The 25,370-nt window shown below is 42.4% G+C and carries 22 protein-coding genes and 2 tRNA genes; all 24 read left to right on the plus strand.

Annotation, left to right across the window (positions count from 1 at the left end):
• The first annotated feature begins 58 nt into the window (after positions 1–58).
• The 24 genes from mfd to pabC all read left to right on the plus strand — a co-directional run bounded on the left by mfd (position 59) and on the right by pabC (position 25,364).
• A complete protein-coding gene (gene mfd / locus MKY83_RS00345; RefSeq protein WP_342487699.1) occupies positions 59–3,592 on the plus strand; it encodes a transcription-repair coupling factor in 3,534 nt (1,177 codons plus the stop codon).
• A 140-nt stretch (positions 3,593–3,732) separates the two neighbouring features.
• Positions 3,733–4,269, plus strand: a complete 537-nt coding sequence (gene spoVT / locus MKY83_RS00350; RefSeq protein WP_003217990.1) for a stage V sporulation protein T — start codon at positions 3,733–3,735, stop codon at positions 4,267–4,269.
• A gap of 193 nt (positions 4,270–4,462) precedes the next feature.
• Positions 4,463–6,067 carry a polysaccharide biosynthesis protein gene (locus tag MKY83_RS00355; protein WP_342487700.1) on the plus strand — a complete coding sequence of 535 codons (1,605 nt, stop codon included), beginning with the start codon at positions 4,463–4,465 and terminating at the stop codon, positions 6,065–6,067.
• Positions 6,057–7,541, plus strand: a complete 1,485-nt coding sequence (gene mazG / locus MKY83_RS00360) for a nucleoside triphosphate pyrophosphohydrolase (RefSeq protein ID WP_106067694.1) — start codon at positions 6,057–6,059, stop codon at positions 7,539–7,541. Before MKY83_RS00355 ends, mazG begins: the two co-directional genes overlap by 11 nt.
• The gene (locus tag MKY83_RS00365; protein ID WP_003217975.1) at positions 7,538–7,798 is read left to right on the plus strand and encodes an RNA-binding S4 domain-containing protein; all 261 of its coding nucleotides are present in this window, start codon (positions 7,538–7,540) and stop codon (positions 7,796–7,798) included. Before mazG ends, MKY83_RS00365 begins: the two co-directional genes overlap by 4 nt.
• 74 nt (positions 7,799–7,872) lie before the next feature.
• The gene (gene yabP, locus MKY83_RS00370; protein WP_003217974.1) at positions 7,873–8,181 is read left to right on the plus strand and encodes a sporulation protein YabP; all 309 of its coding nucleotides are present in this window, start codon (positions 7,873–7,875) and stop codon (positions 8,179–8,181) included.
• Entirely contained in the window at positions 8,178–8,816 is a 639-nt protein-coding gene (gene yabQ / locus MKY83_RS00375; protein ID WP_003217942.1) for a spore cortex biosynthesis protein YabQ, read from the plus strand. Before yabP ends, yabQ begins: the two co-directional genes overlap by 4 nt.
• A gap of 18 nt (positions 8,817–8,834) precedes the next feature.
• Positions 8,835–9,209 (plus strand): septum formation initiator family protein, encoded by a 375-nt coding sequence (locus MKY83_RS00380; protein WP_003217952.1) that lies wholly within the window; start codon positions 8,835–8,837, stop codon positions 9,207–9,209.
• Positions 9,210–9,291: 82 nt separating this feature from the next.
• Entirely contained in the window at positions 9,292–9,687 is a 396-nt protein-coding gene (locus MKY83_RS00385) for a S1 domain-containing RNA-binding protein (protein ID WP_044140403.1), read from the plus strand.
• A 177-nt stretch (positions 9,688–9,864) separates the two neighbouring features.
• A tRNA-Met gene (locus MKY83_RS00390) sits at positions 9,865–9,938 on the plus strand.
• A gap of 26 nt (positions 9,939–9,964) precedes the next feature.
• Positions 9,965–10,036 (plus strand) — tRNA-Glu (locus MKY83_RS00395).
• Between the two features lie 204 nt (positions 10,037–10,240).
• Positions 10,241–12,724, plus strand: a complete 2,484-nt coding sequence (spoIIE, locus tag MKY83_RS00400) for a stage II sporulation protein E (protein WP_003217965.1) — start codon at positions 10,241–10,243, stop codon at positions 12,722–12,724.
• A 77-nt stretch (positions 12,725–12,801) separates the two neighbouring features.
• Positions 12,802–13,536 (plus strand): VWA domain-containing protein, encoded by a 735-nt coding sequence (locus MKY83_RS00405; RefSeq protein WP_144523249.1) that lies wholly within the window; start codon positions 12,802–12,804, stop codon positions 13,534–13,536.
• Complete coding sequence (locus MKY83_RS00410; RefSeq protein WP_111913494.1) at positions 13,520–14,527, plus strand: protein kinase family protein; 1,008 nt, start codon at positions 13,520–13,522, stop codon at positions 14,525–14,527. The genes MKY83_RS00405 and MKY83_RS00410 overlap by 17 nt, the downstream gene beginning before the upstream one ends.
• Positions 14,528–14,624: 97 nt before the next feature.
• The gene (gene tilS / locus MKY83_RS00415; RefSeq protein WP_113768762.1) at positions 14,625–16,028 is read left to right on the plus strand and encodes a tRNA lysidine(34) synthetase TilS; all 1,404 of its coding nucleotides are present in this window, start codon (positions 14,625–14,627) and stop codon (positions 16,026–16,028) included.
• A gap of 15 nt (positions 16,029–16,043) precedes the next feature.
• Positions 16,044–16,583, plus strand: coding sequence for a hypoxanthine phosphoribosyltransferase (gene hpt / locus MKY83_RS00420; RefSeq protein WP_003217950.1), 540 nt, complete (start codon positions 16,044–16,046; stop codon positions 16,581–16,583).
• A gap of 95 nt (positions 16,584–16,678) precedes the next feature.
• Positions 16,679–18,583 carry an ATP-dependent zinc metalloprotease FtsH gene (gene ftsH / locus MKY83_RS00425; RefSeq protein WP_044140407.1) on the plus strand — a complete coding sequence of 635 codons (1,905 nt, stop codon included), beginning with the start codon at positions 16,679–16,681 and terminating at the stop codon, positions 18,581–18,583.
• Positions 18,584–18,745: 162 nt separating this feature from the next.
• Complete coding sequence (locus MKY83_RS00430; RefSeq protein ID WP_008341820.1) at positions 18,746–19,522, plus strand: type III pantothenate kinase; 777 nt, start codon at positions 18,746–18,748, stop codon at positions 19,520–19,522.
• A gap of 15 nt (positions 19,523–19,537) precedes the next feature.
• On the plus strand, positions 19,538–20,413 hold the full coding sequence (hslO, locus tag MKY83_RS00435) for an Hsp33 family molecular chaperone HslO (RefSeq protein WP_044140408.1): 876 nt from the start codon (positions 19,538–19,540) through the stop codon (positions 20,411–20,413).
• Between the two features lie 52 nt (positions 20,414–20,465).
• Positions 20,466–21,368: a peptidyl-prolyl cis-trans isomerase gene (locus tag MKY83_RS00440; protein WP_342488632.1), complete on the plus strand. Its 903-nt coding sequence runs from the start codon at positions 20,466–20,468 to the stop codon at positions 21,366–21,368.
• Between the two features lie 77 nt (positions 21,369–21,445).
• Positions 21,446–22,369 (plus strand): cysteine synthase A, encoded by a 924-nt coding sequence (cysK, locus tag MKY83_RS00445; protein WP_044140410.1) that lies wholly within the window; start codon positions 21,446–21,448, stop codon positions 22,367–22,369.
• 124 nt (positions 22,370–22,493) lie between these two features.
• Positions 22,494–23,912, plus strand: coding sequence for an anthranilate synthase component I family protein (locus tag MKY83_RS00450; RefSeq protein ID WP_342487701.1), 1,419 nt, complete (start codon positions 22,494–22,496; stop codon positions 23,910–23,912).
• A 13-nt stretch (positions 23,913–23,925) separates the two neighbouring features.
• Entirely contained in the window at positions 23,926–24,519 is a 594-nt protein-coding gene (pabA, locus tag MKY83_RS00455) for an aminodeoxychorismate/anthranilate synthase component II (protein WP_106067687.1), read from the plus strand.
• Positions 24,516–25,364 carry an aminodeoxychorismate lyase gene (gene pabC, locus MKY83_RS00460; RefSeq protein WP_106067686.1) on the plus strand — a complete coding sequence of 283 codons (849 nt, stop codon included), beginning with the start codon at positions 24,516–24,518 and terminating at the stop codon, positions 25,362–25,364. Before pabA ends, pabC begins: the two co-directional genes overlap by 4 nt.
• Positions 25,365–25,370: the final 6 nt, after the last annotated feature.

Raw genomic sequence — 25,370 nt, forward strand, 5'->3', positions numbered from 1 at the left:
GTGTAGATAATAGACCAAAGCGTTTTTCTGTTTTAAACAAGCAGGGAGGAGGAGCCAAATGAAAAATATACAATCAGTTATCAAACAAAGTGATGATTTTCAGTCCATTTTTAATGGGCTAAAGGAAGGGTTAAAAGCACAGCTGCTCGCCGGACTATCAGGCTCCGTCAGATCTTTATTTACAGCCGCTATATCAGACGAACTTAAGCGGCCGATGTTTATTGTGACTCACAACTTGTATCAAGCGCAGAAGGTAACAGATGATCTTGCCAGTGTGCTGTCAGATCGCTCGGTCCTTCTTTATCCTGTGAATGAACTCATTGCTTCAGAAATTGCCGTTGCGAGCCCTGAGCTCAGAGCACAGCGTCTAGATGTTCTGAACCGGCTGGCGAATGGAGAAAACCCCATTATCGTCACCCCGGCTGCTGCGGTGCGTCGAATGCTTCCGCCAGTTGAGCTCTGGAAGGAGAGTCAGATCCATTTAAAGCTTGGTGAAGAAATTGATTTGGAGGCGTTTTCAAAACAGCTTGTACAAATCGGTTATGACCGGACGTCGATGGTTGCTGCGCCCGGAGATTTTAGTGTGCGCGGAGGAATCATTGATATTTATTCGTTAACGGAAGATCATCCAATTCGTATTGAGCTGTTTGATACAGAAGTAGACTCAATTCGAACATTCCACTCGGATACACAGCGTTCATTAGAAACACTTCAAGAAATTAAAATCGGTCCCGCAAAAGAGCTGATTGTGAGAGGGCCTGAACGAGTGAGAGCCATTGAACAGCTTGATCAAGGACTTGCGAAGAGCTTAAAGAAATTCAACTCGGACCAGCAAAAAGAATTGCTGCATCAACATATTTCTGCTGATCGAGAGAAGCTTCTAGAAGGTATCGTGACACAGGAAATGACGAAGTACCTGTCCTATTTCTATGAAAAACCTGCTAGTTTGCTAGATTACACATCACAGGATACGATTATTATTTTAGATGAAATTAGCAGAATTCAGGAGATGGAAGAACAGCTTGAGCAGGAAGAAGTGGATTGGACAATTAGCCTGCTTGAAGAAGGCAATATTCTTCATGATTTATCCCTTTCTTTCCCGTTTCAACAACTAATCAATCAGCAATCGCGGTCGATTCTGTACTACTCCTTGTTCCTGAGACATGTCCAGCAGACAAATCCGCAAAATATCGTCAATGTATCTAGTAAGCAAATGCAGAATTTCCACGGGCAGATGAATGTGCTTGCGAGTGAAATTGAACGTTATAAAAAACAACAATACACAGTTGTCTTCTTAGGTGTGGATGAAGAACGGACAGACAAACTGTCTTCTGTCTTACATGATTATGACATTGAAGCTGCTCTTGCCAAGCCGGACGCAGATCTTGTAAGCGGACAGGTGTATATTTTACAAGGTGAGCTGCAAACAGGCTTTGAACTGCCGTTATCAAAAATTGCGGTGATCACAGAAGGCGAGCTCTTCAAGAAACGTGTGAAGAAGCAGGCACGTAAGCAAAAGCTGACCAATGCAGAGCGAATTAAGAGCTATTCAGAGCTTCAAGTCGGCGATTATGTGGTGCACATTAACCACGGGATCGGTAAGTATTTAGGAATTGAAACGCTTGAAATCGGCGGCATTCATAAAGATTATTTAAATATTCATTATCAAGGAAGCGACAAGCTTTATGTACCGGTTGAACAAATTGATCAGGTGCAGAAATACGTAGGATCAGAAGGAAAAGAACCAAAGCTGTACAAACTAGGCGGTAGTGACTGGAAACGCGTGAAGAAAAAAGTAGAAACTTCTGTTCAGGACATTGCAGATGATCTCATTAAGCTGTATGCAGAACGTGAGGCAAGCAAAGGGTATGCCTTCTCACCTGATCATGAGATGCAGCGCCAGTTTGAATCAGCGTTCCCTTACCAGGAAACAGATGATCAAATCCGTTCGATTCATGAAATCAAACAAGACATGGAGCGGGAGCGTCCAATGGACCGCCTGCTTTGTGGAGATGTGGGATACGGAAAAACAGAAGTGGCGATTCGAGCCGCCTTCAAAGCGATTGCTGACGGGAAGCAGGTTGCTCTGCTTGTGCCAACAACCATCTTAGCGCAGCAGCATTTTGACACGATTATGGACCGATTCCAAGACTATCCGGTCAAAATTGCTCAGCTGAGCCGTTTCCGTACAAGAAAAGAAACAACCGAAACGTTAAAAGGGTTGAAAAATGGAACGATAGATATGGTTATCGGTACACATCGTTTGCTTTCTAAAGATATTGTCTATAAGGACTTAGGTCTGTTGATTATTGATGAAGAGCAGCGTTTTGGTGTGACCCATAAAGAGAAAATTAAACAGATGAAAGCCAATATCGATGTACTGACATTAACGGCTACGCCAATTCCGCGTACGCTGCATATGTCTATGCTTGGCGTACGGGATTTATCGGTTATTGAAACACCGCCTGAAAACCGTTTCCCTGTTCAAACCTATGTGGTCGAGTACAATGGCGCTTTAGTCAGAGAAGCGATTGAGCGAGAACTAGCACGCGGTGGCCAAGTGTACTTCCTGTACAACCGTGTCGAGGATATTGAACGCAAAGCAGATGAAATTTCCATGCTAGTTCCAGATGCGAAAGTCAGCTATGCACATGGGAAAATGAGTGAGAACGAGCTGGAATCAGTGATGATCAATTTCCTTGAAGGTGAATCAGATGTATTGGTCAGTACCACCATCATTGAAACGGGAGTCGACATTCCAAATGTGAACACGCTCATCGTCCACGATGCGGATAAAATGGGGCTCTCTCAGCTGTACCAGCTAAGAGGACGAGTAGGACGCTCGAATCGTGTCGCATATGCTTATTTCACGTATCGAAAAGATAAAGTTTTGTCTGAAGTAGCAGAGAAGAGACTTCAAGCTATTAAAGAATTCACAGAGCTCGGATCAGGATTTAAAATTGCGATGCGTGATTTAACGATTCGAGGAGCAGGCAATTTACTTGGTGCACAGCAGCATGGATTCATTGATTCTGTTGGATTCGACCTCTATTCTCAAATGCTGAAAGAAGCCATTGAAGAAAGAAGAGGCGATACAACGGCTCAAGATAAATTCGAACCGGAAATCGATCTGCAAATCGATGCTTACATCCCGGACACTTACATTTCGGATGGGAAGCAAAAGATCGAGATGTATAAACAATTCAGAGCGATTGGATCAATTGAAGAGCGAAAAGAGCTTCAAGATGAAATGATCGACCGATTCGGTGAATATCCGCAAGAAGTGGCGGACTTGTTTACAATTGCGACGATGAAAGTATACGCAGTGCAGGAACGTGTCGAATTGATCAAGATGGAGAAAGGCATTGTCAGACTCACCCTTGAAGAGCAAGCAAGCAGTGAAATCGACGGTCAAAAATTATTTGCCCTCGGCAGTAAATATGGCCGTGATATTGGCCTAGGAATGGAAGGCAGCAAGCTAATTATTTCTGTCCAAACGAAAGGCAAGAAGACGGAAGAATGGCTAGATATTGTTCTGAATATGCTTCGAGGTCTTCAAGATGTGAAAAAAGAAACCATTCCATCTTCATAAAAATTTGTTTGTCTCTCGTGTATATTACGGTTGATGTGACGGATACTAATCTCAGGGTCAAGTGGTGAATGTTGCATAAAGTGGACGCTTTTGCTCCATTCACCCAACACATCATCTAAACGAAAGAGAGGCAGCAGTGAATGAAAGCAACTGGAATTGTACGCCGCATCGATGATCTAGGTAGAGTGGTTATTCCGAAGGAGATTCGCAGAACATTGCGCATCCGGGAAGGAGACCCGCTTGAGATTTTCGTCGACCGCGATGGAGAAGTCATTTTGAAGAAATATTCGCCGATTAGTGAGCTAGGAGACTTTGCGAAGGAATATGCTGATGCATTATTCGACAGTTTGGGTCATTCCATCCTGATTTGTGATCGAGATACGTATATTGCTGTATCCGGCAGTTCGAAAAAAGAGTACTTAAACAAATCCATCAGTGATTTACTTGAACGAACAATGGACCAGCGTAATTCTGTATTAGAAGAAAGCAAAAAAGAAATTCAACTTGTCGATGGTATTGATGATGACGTATCTGCTTATACCATTGCACCTATTGTTGCAAACGGAGATCCGATTGGCGCCGTCGTCTTATTTTCTAAAGAGCGTTCAATGGGGGAAGTGGAGCATAAAGCGGCAGAAACAGCAGCTGGCTTCTTAGCCCGTCAAATGGAACACTAGGTCTAATAATTCTATATCATTTTGATGAAACGAAAGAATGCCGATGAAATCATTTGATTTTGTCGGCGTTTTTTATATGGAATGAAACAAAACGGGGAATATGCCGTCTACTCCTTAGAAAGAAACGGCTTTTCATTCACGTATGATATAATGAGTGCGTTTAACTGTAGATCTATTTTTAAAGGAGTCATCCATGAAAAATGCTGTGAATCAGCCGCATTGGCTTTTCCAAGGTGCGGTGATTTTGACCATCGCAGGCTTGTTATCAAAGGTACTAAGTGCCGTTTATCGTGTTCCGTTCCAGAACATCGTAGGAGACACAGGGTTTTATATTTATCAGCAAGTGTACCCCTTCCTTGGTATTGCGATCATGCTCGGCACCACAGGGTTTCCTGTCATGGTGTCCAAGCTTCTGAGTGAGCATGGGGAAGAAAATCGAAGGATCATTACAAGGGTATCTTTGGTCTATATCACTTTACTGAGCCTGGTCTTATTTCTTTGTCTTTACATAGGAGCAGGTAGAATTGCGAGCCTTATGGCGGACAGTCAATTAATCCTGCTCATCCAAATGAGTGCTTTCGTGTTTTTATTCCTGCCGCTTACCGTGATGCTGAGAGGCGTTTTTCAGAGTTACGGTATGATGCTTCCAACGGCTGTTTCTCAATTGGTTGAGCAGCTCATCAGGGTAGGCGTCCTGCTTGTTTTATCCTTCTATTTCGTCAGGCACGGTTATTCGCTTTATGAAACGGGTGCGGGTGCGGTATTCTCCTCCATAGCGGGAAGCGCGTCCTCGCTTATACTACTTCTTTTTCTTTGGCTGACTTACCGAAAACAGTCTTCTGCACCTATGACAGTCAAGCAGGCGACACTTCGGAAAAAGGATGTTTTGAAGAGTTTGGTGCTGTATACATTCACGATTTGTGTCAGCGGACTGCTCATTTTATGGATGCAAATGATTGATGCCTTTCATCTGTATGCGTTGCTGCGCAGTGAGGGACTGAGTGAAGCCGCGGCAAAGACGGCAAAAGGTGTGTATGACCGAGGGCAGCCGTTTTTACAGCTAGGGACAGTGTTTGCCATTAGCATCGGGACCTCTCTTGTGCCATTTTTATCAGCGGCCATGAGGAATGGAGAGCATGAAGCGATCAGGCAAAAAGTATGGACATCGTTTAAAACCACGTCGGTTTTAGGGATTGGTTCAGCAGTTGGGCTGATTTGTATTCTTTCGCCAGTCAATACCATGCTTTTTCGTAATGATTTAGGTACCGATGCGCTGCAAATATTCTGTATTTCCATCGCATTTACATCGATAGCGATTACGCAAGCAGCTTTACTTCAAGGTCTCGGGCATACTGTGTATCCGGCTGTTGTGGTGATTCTCAGTGTGCTGGTGAAATGGATACTCACGCTTGCACTTGTGCCGCTATTTGGCATCTATGGTGCCGCATGGTCAACCGTGTGCGGTTTCCTCGCTGCCGCTCTGCTCAATGCCGTTTATTTGAGATATAAAGGATGGATTTCGTTGAGAGAGCTGTTTCCAGTGAAAATTCTTTTATCGGCCGCTTTCATGGCCATCGTCTTAATAGGGTATCAGGCACTGTTTTCTTGGGTCATTCCCTTTGAAAAACGTCCTTTTTCCGTTTTAGAGAGCCTGACGTCAGTTTTTATTGGTGGTTTCGCCTTTTTATATAGTATTCTTAAGCTAGAAGTATTTACGGACGAGGAATGGAGACTCATTCCATTAGGAGAAAAGATTTTATATTTTAAACAGATGAGAGGGAATCAAAATGGCAGGTAAGATTACCGTCGTCGGTCTTGGGGCAGGCGACATGGATCAGCTGACGCTCGGTGTATACAAGCAGCTGAAGCAGGCGAAGGAAGTATTTATGAGAACGCAGGACCATCCGCTTACCGCAGAGTTGATGCAGGAGGTCCCATCGCTGACCTTTTTTGATGAAATTTATGAAAAGCACGATCAGTTTGATTCGGTCTATCAGGAAATCACGGAAATTTTATTTGCAGAGGCTGCGGAAAAGGAGATTGTGTACGCAGTACCAGGTCACCCATTTGTCGCAGAAAAGACCGTCCAGCTATTAGTTTCTCAACAGCAAGAGCGCGGGATTGAGGTGTCTGTTGCTGGTGGACAAAGCTTTTTGGATGCGACGTTTAACTCCTTGCAGATTGACCCAATCGAGGGATTCCAATTCGTTGATGCAGGAGATATGAGAGCGGACGATCTGAAATTGACCCAGCATGTCCTCATTTGTCAGGTATATGATCAGATCACCGCTTCGAATGTGAAACTCACGCTGATGGAAAAGCTTCCAGACGATTATGAAGTCTATATTGTGACGGCGGCTGGAAGCAGCCTGGAACAGATTACTGCCGTTCCTTTATTTGAACTTGATCGAGATGTGTCGATAAATAACTTAACGAGTGTTTATGTGCCTCCGATTCAAGATGAAAAGCTGCTTTATCAACAATTTGACACCTTCCGTGACGTCATCCGTACATTAAGAGGTCCGGGCGGCTGTCCATGGGATCAAAAACAAACCAATGAGTCACTCAAACCCTATTTAATTGAAGAATGCTATGAACTGCTTGAAGCGATAGATGAAGATGATCCAGACCATATGGTGGAAGAGCTAGGAGATGTGATGCTGCAGGTGTTACTTCATGCTCAAATTGGTGAAGATGACGGCTTTTTCTCAATTGATGACGTCATCCAGCATGTCACAGAAAAAATGATTCGTAGACATCCCCATGTGTTTGGCGACACAAATGTGTCTGAAGCAGAAGAAGTGGTCGTCAACTGGGAAAAAATCAAGCAGCAGGAGAAGCCGGAGCGGGCAGCCTCCATGTTGCAATCCATCCCAGCGACGCTTCCAGCATTAACAAAGGCATATAAGCTCCAAAAGAAAGCCGCCAAAGTAGGCTTTGATTGGACAGATGTGAAAGATATTTGGAACAAATACGAAGAAGAAAAGCAGGAATTTCTCGTTGAAGTGGCAGAGAAGCCGGACGAAAGTGCAACGAAGCAGATGAAAGACGAATTTGGAGATCTTTTGTTTGTTCTCGTCAACATTGGAAGGTTCTATCAGCTAGAGCCTGAAACGGCGCTCGCTTCCGCCAACACAAAATTCATGCGACGCTTTCAGCATATTGAACAAAAAGCAAAGGACATGGGACGTTCATTAGAGGACTTAACGCTAGAGGAAATGGACGATCTATGGAACGATGCCAAACGTATAGAAAGAGGTGAGCATACATGAGATTAGATAAATTTTTAAAAGTGTCCCGTTTAATCAAAAGAAGAACATTGGCAAAAGAAGTAGCTGATCAAGGCAGAATTTCTATTAACGGCACACAGGCGAAAGCCAGCTCTGACGTGAAAGAAGGAGACGAGCTTAAAATCCGTTTTGGTCAAAAACTTGTGACGGTTCAAGTCAATGAGTTAAAGGACACGACGAAAAAAGAAGAAGCCGCTGGCATGTATACTGTGCTAAAAGAAGAAAAAACAGCAGAATAGGGCTTGTTCTAAATGATCCTCCTGTCACATACAATGCAGTAACAATGCAAGTATGAGATATGGGGGATGTATAAATGAATCAATATTATAATCAACCTCAAGGCACGAAGCTGTCATCAGAAGCGGAACACAATATCACAATGCGAAACAGAAAGCATTTAGATATTACCGGCGTCAAACAGGTGGAAAGCTTTGATAATGAAGAATTTCTGCTTGAGACGGTCATGGGAATTCTCGCTATCCGCGGAGAAAATCTGCAAATGAAAAACCTAGACGTCGAAAAAGGCGTTGTGTCGATTAAAGGACGTGTCTTTGACTTAATTTATGTAGATGAGCAGCACGGGGAGAAAGCTAAAGGGTTTTTTAGCAAGCTGTTTAAATGACGCTGACAGTCCAGTTTTATACGATGCTTTCGATGGTAGCGATGGGCATCTGGCTGGGCGCATCGCTTGATACGTACAAGCTGTTTGTGAATCGGGAAAAGACAGCAAAATGGCTTTTGATTATACATGATCTCCTTTTTTGGCTGGTACAGGGTCTCTTATTCTTTTATGTTCTGCTGCTGACAAATGAGGGAGAATTCAGGCTTTATATCTTTCTAGCCGTTGCACTAGGTTTCTCGATGTATCAGGCATTGATGAAACAGCTGTATATGAATATTCTCAAGTTTATCACGATGTGTATTTATCAAACCGTTCTCATCCTTAAAAGGCTGGTCATGTCGATCGTCTTCCAGCCGATCCGTTGGATTGTCACAATGGTCATAAGTGTTATACTGTTCTTGTTCCACTCGCTCTTACGTCTTGTTCGTTTTACGTTTCGGCTCGTGTGGAAGGTGCTGTCCATTGTTTGTTATCCGCTCATCTGGTTACTTAATGTGACCATTATTCATCGGATTCCCGAAAAATGGCGAACATCAATGAGATTGTTTTTCTCTAAAGGAGCAGGAATTTTACAAGGGACCAAGAAATTATCTGGTACCATCAAAACGAAATGGAAACAATTCTGGACAAAGTAAGAGAGGAGGCCTTCAACCTTGAACAAGAGAAAAAGAAATATCGCACAAATTCAAAATGATTACCAAAAACAAATGGAACAGCAAGCACAGCGCTTAAAACGCAAACGCCGAGGACTCCTTAGAAGGCTTACTGTGTTTGGTGTGATCGTGCTCATGTTTGCTGTCTTGGTAACAAGTGCCCTCTGGTCGCAATCGTCCTCATTAAAGGAAAAAGAAGAGAAGAAGGTTGCGCTCGAAAAAGAATTAAAGCAATTACAAACAAAGCAGGAAGATATTTCTGATGAAATTAAAAAGCTGAAAAGCAAGGAATACGTACTCGAACTGGCACGACGAGACTATTATATGTCCAAAAAAGGCGAAAAAATCTTTGATGTGGGCAATAAGAGCGATTAGCCTTGTTGACACTTAAAATTCAGTTTATGTATAATTGAACAAATGAGATTTTTTTATAAGTCTAAGGAGGAGCACTTTTTTTATGTCGATTGAAGTTGGCAGCAAGTTACAAGGGAAAGTTACGGGCATTACAAATTTTGGAGCTTTTGTGGAGTTGCCAGGCGGTTCAACTGGTCTCGTTCATATCAGTGAGGTAGCCGATAACTATGTAAAAGATATTAATGAGCATTTAAAAGTCGGTGAACAAGTTGAAGTGAAAGTGATTAACGTTGAAAAAGACGGTAAAATCGGCTTGTCCATTAAAAAAGCAAAAGATCGTCCTCAACAACAATCAAGACCGGTCAGAAATGATTTCCGTCCAAAGGAATCGTTTGAGCAAAAAATGAACAAATTCTTAAAAGATAGTGAAGACCGCTTAACATCTTTAAAACGTAACACGGAATCAAAACGTGGGGGACGCGGAGCAAGAAGAGGTTAACTTGTTGCTGCTTTCTATATATCTTTCACAACAAAGCACCTGCTGTCCGCAGGTGCTTTTTTTCTTGATCCATACGACATTTTTTGAGATTTCGTCATTTAATTTAAAACTTCCTATTGACGGACAAGCGATTCCTTTGTATTATAGATCTTGTGCTTCTTAGCGCATTTTTATTATGGCGGTGTAGCTCAGCTGGCTAGAGCGTACGGTTCATACCCGTGAGGTCGGGGGTTCGATCCCCTCCGCCGCTATCCTTTTTATTAGAACATAAAAGCAAGGCCCGTTGGTCAAGCGGTTAAGACACCGCCCTTTCACGGCGGTAACACGGGTTCGAATCCCGTACGGGTCATCTTCGAAAACAGCTTTCTTTAGGAAAGCTGTTTTTTTGTGTCTTCGTAAAATTCTGATGAAAGACATCGACTTTCAAGAAAGTATGCCTCTTTGACGAATAAAGCGTCGAACGTTTTATGGAAACGACAACTTCTTTTGACAAAATTTCTTTTTCACCTTCGCTATAATGACAAGCAACGAATATCAGGTGGGGGATGAAAAGATGGAAAAACTAGAAAGAAGAACTGATTTAACAGGAGCGGGGTTTGAAAGAATCAGTGCAGGGTTAAAAAAGATGAAAAACCTGTTTCTTCATCATACGCATTCTCTTTTTTTCTATAAAGGGTTTATTTATGTCGTTCTTGGTTTTTTATTAGGACGAGCCTTTATATTATCTGAAATTATGCCGTTTGCTCTGCCTTTCTTTGGCTCCATGCTGCTTATCAAAAGAGATAAGTCCATGCTTGCTTGTCTCGCTTTACTTGCTGGAGCCATGACGATATCACCTCAAAATGCATTGTTTGTGTTTGCGTCGCTGATCGTATTCCTTCTTATGTCCAAGGTGGTTTCTTTCATTATCAAAGACCCAGTGAAAACATTGCCGGTTGTCATTGTGCTGTCAATGCTGATCACCAGAGGAGCATTTGTTTATCTAGAGCAAGGTGCTGTGCAAAGCTACGATTACGTCATGGCGGGTGTCGAAGCAGGACTTGCCTTCATTTTGACACTGATTTTCCTTCAAAGCCTGCCGATTTTTACAGTCAGGAAAATCAAACACTCCTTAAAGGTTGAAGAAATTATTTGCTTTATGATTTTGATTGCCTCAGTTTTAACAGGTCTGGCTGGCATCACATTTCAAGGAATGCAGGCAGAGCATATTTTGTCACGATATGTAGTGCTGAGCTTTGCCTTTATTGGAGGAGCGAGTATTGGTTGTACAGTGGGTGTCGTGACTGGATTAATTCTCGGTCTCGCTAACATCGGAAACCTTTATCAGATGAGTCTTCTTGCCTTTTCAGGTTTATTAGGGGGATTGCTGAAAGAGGGGAAGAAAGCAGGCGCAGCCATTGGCTTAATTGTGGGTTCCTTACTTATTTCCTTGTACGGAGAAGGATCAGCAGGACTCATAACCACGCTATATGAATCACTGATTGCGGTTGCGCTCTTCTTGCTCACGCCACAATCAGTGACCTCTAAGGTAGCGAAATATATTCCTGGTACGGTAGAGCATGTACAGGAACAGCAGCAATACGCCCGGAAAGTACGAGATGTGACAGCAAAAAAGGTAGATCAATTTTCTAACGTATTTCATGCGCTGTCTGAGAGTTTTGCGACATTTTACGATTCCATTCCTGAAGAAAAGAAACAGGAAGAGGATGTAGATCTTTTTTTAAGTACGATCACAGAACGATCCTGTCAAACGTGCTATAAGAAAAATAAATGCTGGGTGCAGAACTTTGATACAACCTATGAACTGATGAAACAAGTTATGCATGAATCTGATGAAAAAACCTACGAGCAAAACCGGAAATTGAAGAAGAAATTTAGCCAGCACTGCTCAAAATCAAAACATGTCGAGGAATTGATTGAAGAGGAGATCGCTTACTATAAAGCCAACCAGACCCTGAAGAAAAAAGTCCAAGACAGCAGACGACTAGTAGCTGAACAACTGATGGGTGTCTCACAAGTGATGGAGGATTTTTCCCGGGAAATAAAACGGGAAAGAGAACAGCATTTTATTCAAGAAGAGCAGATGATAGAAGCACTTCAGCACTTTGGAATTGAAATTCAGCAAGTAGAAATTTATAGCTTGGAGCAGGGGAATGTCGATATTGAAATGAGAATCCCATATTGCCAAGGACATGGTGAATGTGAAAAAATCATCGCCCCTATGCTCTCAGATATTTTAGAAGAACAGATTTTAGTCAAAGCAGAGCAGTGTGCAGAGCACCCAACAGGCTATTGCCACGTTGTATTTGGCTCTGCAAAATCATATCGAGTGGCTACAGGCGTAGCGCATGCAGCAAAAGGCGGAGGATTAGTGTCTGGAGACAGCTACAGCATGATGGAGCTGGGTGCGGGCAAATATGCCGCGGCTATTAGTGATGGAATGGGCAATGGAGCAAGGGCTCATTTTGAAAGCAATGAAACGATTAAGCTGTTAGAAAAAATATTAGCATCAGGTATCAATGAAAAAGTGGCGATCAAAACCATTAATAGTATTTTATCTTTACGAACGACAGATGAAATCTATTCAACATTAGATTTATCCATTATTGATTTACAGGATGCGAGCTGTAAGTTCCTTAAGATCGGTTCAACACCCAGCTTTATTAAACGGGGTGATCAGGTGATGAAGGTACAAGCGAGCAACTTGCCGATTGGGATTATTGATGAATTTGAAGTGGAGGTTGTGAGCGAACAGATGAAGGCAGGAGATCTGCTGATTATGATGAGTGATGGTATTTTCGAAGGACCAAAGCATATTGAAAATCATGATCTCTGGGTGAAGCGCAAAATGAAAAGCTTTAAAACAGAAGATCCGCAAGAGATTGCTGATCTATTAATGGAAGAGGTCATTCGAACAAGATCGGGTCAAATCGACGACGATATGACGGTTGTTGTCATCAGGCTTGATCACAATACACCAAAATGGGCATCTATTCCGACGGGGACATTCTATCTTGAGAAACAAGAGATTTCTTGAAATATCGTATAATATGAATTTCTTCTGGCGATGATGGGGATATAAAGCATTCAGTTACGATCCCAGGAGGAATGAAGATGCGAAAAGGTCACGTAAACCAAATCTTATTGATTACAGATGGCTGCTCAAATCACGGGGAAGATCCACTTGCGATTGCCTCATTGGCAAAGGAACAAGGGATTACAGTCAATGTCATTGGCATTATGGAGGAAAACAGACACGATCATGAAGCAATGAAAGAAGTCGAGGGGATTGCCCTCGCAGGTGGGGGCATTCATCAAGTTGTCTACGTCCAGCAGTTATCTCAAACGGTACAAATGGTTACAAAAAAAGCGATGACACAAACTTTACAAGGTGTTGTGAATAAAGAATTGCAGCAAATACTTGGCAAAGATACTGAAATTGAAGAGCTTCCGCCTGATAAGCGTGGGGAAGTGATGGAAGTAGTCGATGAGTTAGGAGAGACGGTTCACCTTCAAGTACTTGTGCTTGTTGATACAAGTGCAAGTATGAAACCGAAGCTGCCTACCGTTAAAGAAGCACTCATTGACCTCTCCATTAGTTTAAATTCAAGAATTGGTGAAAATCAGTTTGGGATGTGTATATTTCCCGGGAAAAACTCAGATGCTGAAATTGTGTTGAATTGGACGCCTCGATTCGATTCACTGTCATCTATTTTCCCGAAACTGACCACGGGAGGAATTACTCCAACTGGACCAGCGCTTCGAGAAGCACTCCAGCATTTCAAATCAGTTCGTTCACGTAAAGGGCTGCTTGAAGCAAAGGAAGAGTATGATGAATTCGGCTTCTAACATTCCGTTAGGCACGGTGATTCAAGGGAAATGGCATCACCATCATTACCGCATTGTAAAAGAGCTAGGAAAAGGGGCGAACGGTATTGTCTATCTAGCCGAATCGCCAAATGGTCAAGTAGCCCTTAAAGTGAGTGATGACAGTATGCTCATTGCATCTGAAGTCAATGTATTAAAATCCTTTTCTAAGGCTCCTGTGAAAACCATGGGGCCTTCTTTTTATGATATGGATGATGCGATTTATCCCGGCATGCTTCAAAAGCGTTCCTTTTATGTGATGGAGTATGTCAGAGGCCCATTACTGCTTGAATTTGTAAAACAAAAAGGTGATGAGTGGATCGTTGTTTTAATGGTTCAGCTTTTATCTAACCTGGCTCATTTACATCAAGAAGGCTGGATTTTTGGTGACTTGAAGCCAGATAATCTCATCGTGTCAGGTCCACCGGCCGCGATTCGGTGCATTGATGTAGGAGGAACGACAAAAGCAGGCAGGGCAATCAAGGAATATACCGAGTTTTTTGATCGAGGCTATTGGGGATTTGGCACAAGAAAGGCAGAGCCATCTTATGATCTGTTTGCCTTAAGCATGGTGATGGTGAACTGTGCGTATAAGAAAGAATTCAAAAAAGAAGCAGAACCGGAAAAGCAGCTTTACAGAGCCATTGAAGGACATCCTTTATTAAAGCGATATGAAAGGGTGTTAAAGGCTGCTCTACAAGGTAAATATCAATCAGCGGCGGCTATGAAGAGTGCGATGCTGAAAGAAGGACAGCTGATCGCTTCAAGAAAAGCGAGTCAAAAGAAGCAGCAGCAAAAAAACGGGCAAAAGCCCGCTGTTCAACAAAATCAACAGGTGACTTCACGATCGAGAGTTGCAGCAGCAAAAAGAACGCCAGTACGCAAAAAATCAGGTGGGCTTTTTGAAACTGTTCTTATCGTGTGCAGTGTACTTGCTCTTTACTGTGCATATGTAGTTTTGTTCCTGCTATAGACCCTGTAAAAAAGCAGGCTTCATCTTTGCTTGGAGCTACTGAAAGTGATAGGATATGTATATCTTTAAATTACCTGCTCTTTGTGAGGAGGAAGTTGTGAATAGAATTGAATCATTTTTGAAAAAACATGATGTTTACCTTGAAAATACGACAGTCATTGTCGGGGTTTCTGGCGGACCAGATTCGATGCTTTTACTGCACGAACTAAACAAACGTCAAAAAGGTTCCTATCAGCTGATTGCAGCCCATGTAGATCACATGTTCAGAGGAGAAGAATCCTTTGCTGATTTGGCATTTGTTGAGGCGTACTGCAAGGAGCAAGGAATTCCTTTTGAATCGGCCCGCATACAAGTTACCCAATATGCAAAAGAAAACCACTTAAACAAACAGGCAGCTGCAAGAGAGTGCAGATATGCTTTCTTTCGTCAATTGATGGAGCAATACAACGCTCAATTTCTAGCGCTTGCACATCATGGAGACGACCAAGTAGAAACAATGATGATGAGGCTTGTGAGAGGGACTGTTGGAATAGGACTCGCAGGTATCCAAGCAAAACGTCCTTATCAAGATGGATGGCTGATTCGGCCGCTCATTGGATATTCCAAGGATGACGTGCTGAACGCTTGTGAAAAAGAACATATTCCCTATGTCATTGATCAAAGCAATCACACAGATGACTACTTGAGAAACCGGATAAGAAGACACATTCTTCCCGTGTTAAAAGAAGAGGCACCTCATGTACATGAAAGCTTTCAGTTTGTAAGTGACATGCTGACTGAAGATGAGCAATACTTGCAGGCATTAACAAAGGAACAAATGAACCAAGTGATAACGAATCAATCGCCTAAGCAAATTAAGATCAAAACGAAGCCTTTGCTTGACCTGCCTTTGCCTTTACAAAGAAGAGGCATTCAACTAATATTAAACTATCTTTATGAAAACACTCAATCAGCGTTTTCAAACCAGCATATTCTAGGGACTTTGGACTGGTTATCTCATACTGAACAACCGTCTGGATCATTAGATTTGCCAAAAGGTTTACAAGCTGTCAAGTCTTATGATTACTGTATGTTTACCTTTGAACGATCGCTTGTACTAGACCAGTCTTATGCTCTTCACTTAAAGGGTGAGCTTGGAGAGAAGCTTTTCCTTCCAAATGGGCAGTCTATCGTGGTATCAAATCATGTTCCGAAGGATGCACGGAACGGAAACCATTTTTTCTTGCTTCAAAAAGATCATGTTCGTTTCCCTTTGATCATTCGCTCACGAAAAAATGGTGATCGAATCAAACTTAAAGGGATGAATGGATCAAAAAAGGTGAAGGATATATTTATTGATAAAAAAGTGCCTCTTGCAGAAAGAGACAGCTGGCCGATCGTCACTGACTCGGAGAATCAAATCATCTGGATCCCAGGTCTGAAAAAATCCGTTTTTGAAGAAATTGATATGACAAACAGCGATCTCATTGTATTACAATATAGACAGCATGAAAATTTGTAGGGGGCAAGCAAAAGCATGAAACAAGATATTGAAAAGGTTTTGATCTCAGAAGAAGAGATCCAGCAAAAAGTGAAGGAACTGGGTGCAACATTAACCAGCGATTATGATGGTAAATTTCCCCTGGCTATTGGTGTTTTGAAAGGGGCTCTTCCATTCATGGCAGACCTGATCAAACACATTGATACATATTTAGAACTTGATTTTATGGATGTATCTAGCTACGGAAAATCTACCGTATCTTCAGGAGAAGTAAAGATCATTAAAGATCTAGATACTTCTGTTGAAGGAAGAGATATTTTAATTATGGAAGATATCATCGACAGTGGGTTAACTTTGAGCTATCTGGTAGAGCTTTTCCGATACCGTAAAGCAAACTCCATAAAAATTGTGACATTGCTTGATAAACCAAGCGGTCGTAAAGCAGACATCAAAGCAGATTATGTTGGATTTGAAGTTCCAGATGCATTTGTTGTCGGCTATGGATTGGATTTCGCTGAACGTTACCGAAACCTCCCGTATATTGGAGTGTTAAAACCATCTGTTTACGAAGGCTAATCAGCATACGTATACATGAGGTTATTGGTTGTATTGGAATGATTTTCTATGATACTATTGACCATAGTTGTGCTTACTGTGGGAGGAGGTAAGGAATGAATCGGGTTTTTCGTAATACGATTTTTTATATACTTATTTTATTACTTGTGATAGGGGTAGTCAGTTGGTTAGGATCCCCTAATCAAAAGCCTGAGAACATGTCTTACAGCAAATTTTCGCAAAATCTAAGTGCGGGAAAAGTGGAGAGTATCTCCATTCAGCCTGTAAGAGGGGTTTATGAAATTCGTGGTCAATTAGATGGCGCGAAGAAAGATCAATACTTCATTACCCATGTTCCAGATGGTCAAGGTGTTGACCAGATTTACAGTGCACTTAAGAATACAGATGTAAAAGTAGAACCAGCACCTGAAACAAATGGATGGCTGCAAGTCCTGACAACCATCATTCCGTTCATCATCATCTTTATCCTGTTCTTCTTCTTATTGAACCAAGCTCAGGGCGGTGGAAGCCGTGTTATGAACTTTGGTAAGAGTAAGGCGAAGCTTTACACAGAAGAGAAGAAACGTGTGAAATTTAAAGATGTTGCCGGTGCAGATGAAGAAAAGCAAGAACTTGTAGAAGTGGTTGAATTCCTGAAGGACCCACGTAAATTTGCGGAGCTTGGCGCAAGAATTCCTAAAGGGGTTTTACTAGTAGGACCTCCAGGTACAGGTAAAACATTGCTTGCGAGAGCATCTGCAGGAGAAGCAGGCGTTCCTTTCTTCAGCATCAGTGGTTCTGACTTCGTCGAGATGTTCGTCGGTGTCGGTGCATCACGTGTACGTGATTTATTCGAAAATGCGAAAAAGAATGCACCATGCTTAATCTTTATTGATGAGATTGATGCAGTGGGTCGTCAGCGTGGAGCCGGTCTTGGCGGTGGTCATGACGAGCGTGAACAAACGCTTAACCAGCTTCTTGTTGAAATGGATGGTTTTAGTGCGAACGAAGGTATTATTATCATCGCTGCGACGAACCGTGCAGATATCCTAGATCCTGCATTGCTGCGTCCGGGACGTTTTGACCGTCAAATTACGGTTGACCGCCCAGATGTCATTGGCCGTGAAGAAGTGCTGAAGGTTCATGCGAAAAACAAACCGCTTGATGATGCAGTGAATTTGAAAGCCATTGCAAGCAGAACACCTGGGTTCTCTGGAGCAGATCTTGAGAACTTACTAAACGAAGCAGCACTTGTTGCTGCCCGTCATAACAAAAAGAAAATTGATATGCGTGATATCGACGAAGCGACTGACCGTGTCATCGCTGGGCCGGCTAAGAAAAGCCGCGTCATTTCGAAGAAAGAACGTAATATCGTGGCTTACCATGAAGCGGGTCATACCGTTATTGGTCTTATCCTAGACGAAGCGGACATGGTGCATAAAGTAACGATCGTTCCTCGTGGTCAGGCAGGCGGATATGCGGTCATGCTTCCAAGAGAAGACCGTTATTTCCAAACGAAACCAGAGCTTCTTGATAAAATTGTCGGCTTGCTCGGCGGTCGTGTTGCAGAGGAAATTACGTTTGGTGAAGTAAGTACAGGTGCTCACAACGACTTCCAGCGTGCAACTGGCATTGCAAGAAAAATGGTTACAGAGTTCGGTATGTCTGATAAACTTGGTCCACTTCAATTCGGTCAAGCACAAGGAGGTCAAGTATTCCTTGGCCGTGACTTTAACAACGAGCCGAATTATAGTGAAGCGATCGCTTACGAAATTGACCAAGAAATTCAGCGTTTCATCAAGGACAGCTACGAACGTGCGAAACAAATTCTCACTGAGAATAAAGATAAGCTAGAAATCATCGCACAAGCCCTTCTAGAAGTTGAAACATTAGATGCTGAGCAAATTAAATCTCTTTACGAAACTGGAAAGCTTCCAGAGCGTGTATACGCAGATGACGAAGAGAAAAACGATGATGTGAAAGTGAACATCAAGAAAAAAGAAGAAGATGAGGAGATCTAATCTCCTTCTGTGAAAGCTGCCGGGATCACCGGCAGCTTTTTTTATTTCGATTCCTGAATGGATCGGTTTCGAATTGTTTACAAATGGAACTCAATTCGTGTATGGTATGATAGAAAGTCGAAAAATGCTCTTTTTGAGAAACTATTCAAAGTGGTGATGAAGTTGTTACTCGTGATAGATGTAGGGAACACAAATACCGTTTTAGGTGTTTATCATAATGGCGATCTAAACTACCATTGGCGAATTGAAACAAGCCGTCATAAAACAGAAGATGAATTTGGTATGGCTATCAGGTCTTTATTTGATTATGTCGGGCTGATGTTTGATCAAATAGAAGGAATTATCATTTCGTCTGTTGTCCCGCCAATGATGTTTGCATTAGAAAGAATGTGCGAGAAGTACTTTCACATAACTCCCCAAATTGTAGGGCCTGGAATGAAAACTGGATTAAACATTATGTGTGACAATCCAAAGGAAGTCGGGGCTGATCGAATTGTGAATGCAGTAGCGGCGATTCATCTATATGGGGCACCTCTCATTGTCGTAGACTTTGGCACAGCGACAACCTACTGCTATATCAATGAACAAAAACAATACATGGGTGGGGCAATTGCACCTGGTATTACCATCTCAACAGAGGCTTTATATACAAGAGCGGCGAAACTGCCAAGAATTGAAATTGTCCGTCCAGATCACATTGTTGGAAAAAACACCATCAGTGCAATGCAATCCGGCATCCTTTATGGATATGTTGGGCAAGTCGAGGGAATAGTGAAACGGATGAAGCAGCAAGCGAAACAAACACCGAAAGTCATTGCAACAGGCGGTTTGTCGACATTGATTGGAAATGAATCAGACTGCATTGATATTGTCGATCCGTTCTTAACATTAAAAGGACTTCAACTCATTTATGAACGTAATCGTGTCGGTGTACTATAGGAGGTTTAAAATCGAATGGACTACTTAGTTAAAGCGTTAGCATATGACGGAAAAGTCCGAGCATATGCTGCAAACACAACAGATACAATCAACGAAGCACAAAGAAGACACCATACATGGCCAACAGCATCAGCAGCGATTGGCAGAACAATGACAGCTACAGTCATGATGGGTGCTATGCTGAAAGGCGAAAATAAGCTAACGGTCAAAATTGAAGGCGGTGGACCAATCGGTGCCATCATTGCTGATGGAAACGCAAAGGGCCAGGTGCGCGGATATGTCTCAAACCCACAAGTCCACTTTGACTTAAATGAACATGGCAAGCTAGATGTTAGACGTGCAGTCGGGACATCTGGAACGTTAAGTGTTGTCAAAGATATCGGACTGAAAGATCACTTCACAGGACAAACGGAGATCGTCTCAGGTGAAATTGGAGATGACTTCACTTATTATCTTGTCTCTTCTGAGCAAGTGCCTTCCTCTGTTGGTGTAGGGGTTCTCGTCAATCCAGATAACTCGATTCTCGCAGCTGGCGGTTTCATCATTCAATTGCTGCCTGGAACAGAAGATGCTGTCATCGAAAGACTAGAAAAGCGGCTCTCAACCATTGAACCCATTTCTAAACTCATTGAAAAAGGGATGACACCAGAAGAAATTTTAGAAGAAGTACTCGGAGAAAAACCTCAAATTTTAGAAACTGTACCTGTCGAATTCTCTTGTAACTGCTCAAAAGAACGTTTTGCTAATGGCATTATCAGCCTAGGAAAAGCCGAAATTGAAGACATGATTGAACAAGAGGGACAAGCAGAAGCTCAATGCCATTTTTGTAACGAAACGTATGTATTTACAAAAGAAGAGCTAGAAGAGCTACGTGAAGAAATAACCCGCTAAGCTCTAAGCAGCGGGTTTTCTTTTTTGAATGGAAAGGAGACGAATGATGAGACTGAAAGCAAGAGTAGTATGGACATTTATCCTTGTGTTGCTTATGATCAATGCCGGTGTTATTGCATATGTATTAACAAAGTCGCAAATGTCACAGGCTTCTTCAAACGGGAAGAGCGGTGAAGAAATTGCGTCGATTGGAAAAGAGAAGGTGACACGTCAAGAATGGTTAAAGAAGATGGAAGACCGCTATGGAAAGGCAACACTTGAGCAAATGATTAATCAGAAGGTGGTCGATCAGCTTGCGAAAGAAAACAAGCTTGAGGTGTCCTCAAAAGAAATCAATCGTGAATTACTGATGCTTAAAGCGGTATCTAATAATTTCTACGAAGATGGACATACGAGTGAAAAGGACTGGACAGAACAGATTCGTTATCAAATTTTATTAGAGCAGCTTTTAACGAGAGATGCTGTCGTTTCCGAAAAAGAAGCGAAATCCTTTTATGAAAAAAACAAGGACTTATATCAATATGATGATTCATACCGTATTCGTCATATCGTCGTGAAGACAAAAGGCGAAGCTGAAAATGTATTGAAGGATCTGAAAGGCGGATCTAGCTTCGAGGCGGTGGCAGCTGAACGCTCCATTGACCGCTACACCTCTCCATATGGCGGAGATCTTGGGTTTGTGACAGAAGAACAAGAAAGTATCCCAGCCCTATACATACAGGAAGCTCAAAAGCTTCAGCCAGATGAATGGACTAAAGAACCGATCGAGACCAAAAATGAGTATGCCATTATTCAACTAAAAGAAAAATTAAATGGCCGCTCCTTCTCTTATGAAGAAGTCAAAAATCAGATCAAAAGGCAGATTGCCATGGAAGATCTAGGTGAAAAGGCGAATGTCAAAACCCTGTGGAAAGAAGCAAAAGTCACATGGTTTTACGATGGCGAGCAGGACTAAAAGCATTGACAAAATTTTTCGAAATTGATAATTTAATATTAATACAATAAAATTACTCGGAGATAGAGGTGTTAGTGATGGCTCGTATTGCAAATTCAGTTTTTGAACTAATAGGAAATACACCAGTCGTTAAATTAAACCGTTTAGTAGATGAAGACAGTGCGGATGTCTACTTGAAACTTGAATATATGAACCCGGGCAGCAGTGTAAAAGATCGTATTGCGTTAGCGATGATCGAAGATGCTGAAGCGAAAGGTACTTTAAAAGCCGGCGACACGCTCATCGAACCAACAAGCGGAAACACAGGGATCGGTCTTGCAATGGTAGCGGCAGCTAAAGGAATTAACGCAATTCTAGTGATGCCAGACACAATGAGTCAGGAGCGCCGCAACCTTTTACGCGCTTATGGTGCAGAGCTTGTATTAACACCAGGTGCAGAAGGAATGAAAGGTGCCATCAAAAAGGCAGAAGAATTGGCAGAAGAGCACGGTTACTTCATGCCTCAGCAATTTAGCAACGAAGCCAATGCGGAGATTCACCGCCGTACTACAGGAAAAGAAATTCTTGAACAGTTTGACGGCGAGCTTGATGCATTTATTGCAGGTGTTGGTACGGGCGGCACAATTACGGGTGCTGGTGAAGTCCTAAAAGAAGCCATCCCATCGATTCAGCTTTATGCGGTAGAGCCGACAGATTCTCCTGTATTATCAGGCGGAAAGCCAGGCCCGCATAAAATCCAAGGGATTGGAGCAGGGTTTATCCCTTCCATCTTGAACACGGAAGTATATGACGGCATTATCCAAGTGAAAAACGAAGATGCATTTGAGCTTGCAAGAAGAGCAGCGAAAGAGGAAGGGATCCTCGGCGGTATTTCTTCAGGAGCAGCTATTTACGCAGCACTTCAAACAGCGAAGAAGCTTGGTAAAGGGAAAAAGGTTCTGGCAATTATCCCAAGTAATGGGGAACGTTACCTCAGCACACCTCTTTATCAATTCGATTAAACCAATTACCCCAGCATTTGCTGGGGTTTTTTTATGAAATCTGTAGATGGAAAGCAAATACTATTTTCTAAATAAATTGGATTGCATTACAATAAGATTAATGAAAATGAAAAAGGATGATAACATGACACAACGCAGGCCGATGGGCATCAAAATTCCTTTTACGAAAGATGCATTCTTGAAAAGATACGAACAATTAACTGCTGGCGAAACACACCATGTTCTACTTGAAAGTGCTCGCGGTGGTTCCTACAGCATTGCTGGCATTCACCCAATCGCTAAAGCGAAGGGTAAAGACGGGATGACAACCATCCATTATCAAGACGAGGTGCTGTTCAAAGAAGGTGATCCATTTAGAGCGTTTACGGATTGGTTCCAAACCCTTCAAACCGAAACGAATGAGGAATACCCTGATTTTCAAGGCGGAGCGATTGGATTTTTAAGCTATGATTATGCTAGATATATTGAACATTTTAAGATGTTGTCCATTGATGACCTGAAAACACCAGATCTTTATTTTCTCGTGTTTAATGATGTTGCGGTCTTTGATCATGAAGAAAACGTGCTGTGGCTGATTACTCACACAGAGGGAGCGGAACCCGTGAGGGACATTCATCAAAGACTCGAAGATTTGAAGCAAAAGTGGACAAGCTTTGCAAAAGAATCAGCGCAATCACCTGTTCATGAATCTTCTGCAGAATTTGTACCAGCAGCACCTTTTACCGAAGAAACCTTTGGAGAAGCAGTAGAGAAGATTAAGCAATATATCGCAAGCGGTGATGTGTTCCAAGTGAATTTATCCATCAGACAAGAGGAACAGCTCCACACACATCCGTATGATTTATATAAAACGTTACGTCAAGTCAATCCATCTCCTTATATGTCTTATCTGCACACGCCTGATTTCCAAATCGTTTGTGGATCTCCAGAGCTGCTTATTAAGAAAAAGGGGACTCAATTAGAAACAAGACCAATTGCGGGTACAAGATCAAGAGGCAAAGACGATGCTGAGGATCAAGCGCTGGCAAAAGAGCTCATTGAAAATGAAAAAGAACGCGCGGAGCATGTGATGCTCGTGGATCTAGAGCGGAATGACCTTGGACGCGTGTCCACTTATGGCTCAGTAAAAGTGAACGAATTTATGGCGATTGAGAAATATTCACACGTGATGCACATTGTATCCAACGTACAAGGGGAACTGCGTAATGATTGTGATGCAGTAGATGTCATGAGAGCTGTATTCCCAGGCGGAACAATTACAGGTGCTCCAAAGGTGAGAACAATGGAAATCATAGAAGAGCTTGAGCCAACAAGGCGTGGGCTTTATACTGGATCTATAGGCTGGTTTGGATTCAATCAAGATATGCACTTTAACATCGTCATTCGTACGGCGTACTGCACTGAAGGCAAAGCCTTTATGCAGTCGGGTGCTGGGATCGTCATCGATTCTGTACCAAAGCACGAATACAAAGAATCGATTAAAAAAGCCTATGCAGTGAAAAAAGCATTACAGTTGAGCAAAGAAGAGACTATTTTGAGTTAGAGGTGAGCAGAGCATGATATTAATGATTGATAATTATGATTCATTTACGTACAACTTGGTCCAGTATTTAGGTGAGCTTGGAGAAGAATTGATCGTGAAACGGAATGATCAAGTAACCATTCAAGAAATTGAAGAACTCAAGCCAGATTTTCTCATGATTTCCCCGGGGCCATGCAGTCCTGATGAAGCGGGAATTAGTATGGAGGCGATCAAGCACTTTGCGGGAAGTATTCCGATCTTCGGTGTGTGCCTAGGTCATCAATCCATCGCACAAGTTTTTGGCGGGGATGTCATTCGTGCAGAACGCTTAATGCATGGTAAAACGTCAGAGATTGCTCATGACGAAAAAGGTGTCTTCACTGGACTCCAAAATCCGCTTGTCGCAACGAGATATCATTCATTAATTGTCAAAAACGAGACGCTGCCGGAGTGCTTTGACGCAACAGCCAGCACAAAGGAAGGCGAGCTCATGGCCATTCGCCATAAAGAGCTGCCGATTGAAAGTGTACAGTTTCATCCTGAATCGATTATGACGTCCTTCGGAAAAGAGATGCTTAAAAATTTCATTGAAACCTATCGTAAAAAGGGGCATGAAGTAAACGCATGATCATTTATCTGAACGGTCAGTATATAGAGGAGAAAGACGCGACTCTTTCTCCTTTTGATCATGGTTTTCTATATGGCATCGGTGTATTCGAAACATTTACCAGCCTGGCAGGACAAGTCTTTCTGTTAGATTGGCACCTTGAAAGGCTCAATCAATCATTGCGTGACCTTTGCATCGAATCCACAATAGAGAAACCATTTGTACTCGACATCATTCATACCTTACTGAATAAAAACGAAATAGCCGGTGGTTATGCGAGAATTCGTTTCAATGTTTCTGCAGGCAGAGGCAATGGATTTTCTGCAGATCCTTATGAAGAGCCTGTCGTGTTTGTCATGATCTCTCCATTCCGGCCCGAATCTGTTTTAGATGAGAAACAGGGAGTCATTCTTCAAACAAGGAGAAATACGCCAGAAGGTCCAAGGCGCCTCAAGTCTCATCATTATATGAACAACATGCTCGCAAAAAGAGAAGTGGGAAATGATCCGTCGTTAGAAGGCATCTTTTTAACAAAAGAAAATGATGTGGCAGAAGGAATTACCTCCAATGTATTTTGGCGAAAAGGCGATGTGATTTATACACCGTCACTTGATACAGGCATTTTAAATGGGGTCACTCGTCGATATTGTATCGAAACACTCCAAGCGATGGAGGCTTCACTAAAAGTAGGGCGATACCCGTTCTCCCATTTGCTATCAGCTGATGAGGCATGGATGACCAATTCTGTTCAAGGGATTGTGCCTTTCAGAAGTATAGGGGAAATCTCCTTTTCCCAAAACAGCCGGATATTCTCAACAAAATTGCGAACACAATATACAAAAGAACGTCTAGATCATAAAGAGTAGGTGGAC

It is taken from the genome of Bacillus sp. FSL M8-0266, assembly GCF_038613425.1.
GTDB lineage: Bacteria > Bacillota > Bacilli > Bacillales > Bacillaceae > Bacillus > Bacillus pumilus.

Coding starts and splice junctions, on each gene's coding strand:
- mfd (WP_342487699.1), top strand. CDS start 59: ATGAAAAATATACAATCAGTTATCAAACAAAGTGATGATTTTCAGTCC.
- spoVT (WP_003217990.1), top strand. CDS start 3,733: ATGAAAGCAACTGGAATTGTACGCCGCATCGATGATCTAGGTAGAGTG.
- MKY83_RS00355 (WP_342487700.1), top strand. CDS start 4,463: ATGAAAAATGCTGTGAATCAGCCGCATTGGCTTTTCCAAGGTGCGGTG.
- mazG (WP_106067694.1), top strand. CDS start 6,057: ATGGCAGGTAAGATTACCGTCGTCGGTCTTGGGGCAGGCGACATGGAT.
- MKY83_RS00365 (WP_003217975.1), top strand. CDS start 7,538: ATGAGATTAGATAAATTTTTAAAAGTGTCCCGTTTAATCAAAAGAAGA.
- yabP (WP_003217974.1), top strand. CDS start 7,873: ATGAATCAATATTATAATCAACCTCAAGGCACGAAGCTGTCATCAGAA.
- yabQ (WP_003217942.1), top strand. CDS start 8,178: ATGACGCTGACAGTCCAGTTTTATACGATGCTTTCGATGGTAGCGATG.
- MKY83_RS00385 (WP_044140403.1), top strand. CDS start 9,292: ATGTCGATTGAAGTTGGCAGCAAGTTACAAGGGAAAGTTACGGGCATT.
- spoIIE (WP_003217965.1), top strand. CDS start 10,241: ATGGAAAAACTAGAAAGAAGAACTGATTTAACAGGAGCGGGGTTTGAA.
- MKY83_RS00405 (WP_144523249.1), top strand. CDS start 12,802: ATGCGAAAAGGTCACGTAAACCAAATCTTATTGATTACAGATGGCTGC.
- MKY83_RS00410 (WP_111913494.1), top strand. CDS start 13,520: ATGAATTCGGCTTCTAACATTCCGTTAGGCACGGTGATTCAAGGGAAA.
- hpt (WP_003217950.1), top strand. CDS start 16,044: ATGAAACAAGATATTGAAAAGGTTTTGATCTCAGAAGAAGAGATCCAG.
- ftsH (WP_044140407.1), top strand. CDS start 16,679: ATGAATCGGGTTTTTCGTAATACGATTTTTTATATACTTATTTTATTA.
- hslO (WP_044140408.1), top strand. CDS start 19,538: ATGGACTACTTAGTTAAAGCGTTAGCATATGACGGAAAAGTCCGAGCA.
- cysK (WP_044140410.1), top strand. CDS start 21,446: ATGGCTCGTATTGCAAATTCAGTTTTTGAACTAATAGGAAATACACCA.
- MKY83_RS00450 (WP_342487701.1), top strand. CDS start 22,494: ATGACACAACGCAGGCCGATGGGCATCAAAATTCCTTTTACGAAAGAT.
- pabA (WP_106067687.1), top strand. CDS start 23,926: ATGATATTAATGATTGATAATTATGATTCATTTACGTACAACTTGGTC.
- pabC (WP_106067686.1), top strand. CDS start 24,516: ATGATCATTTATCTGAACGGTCAGTATATAGAGGAGAAAGACGCGACT.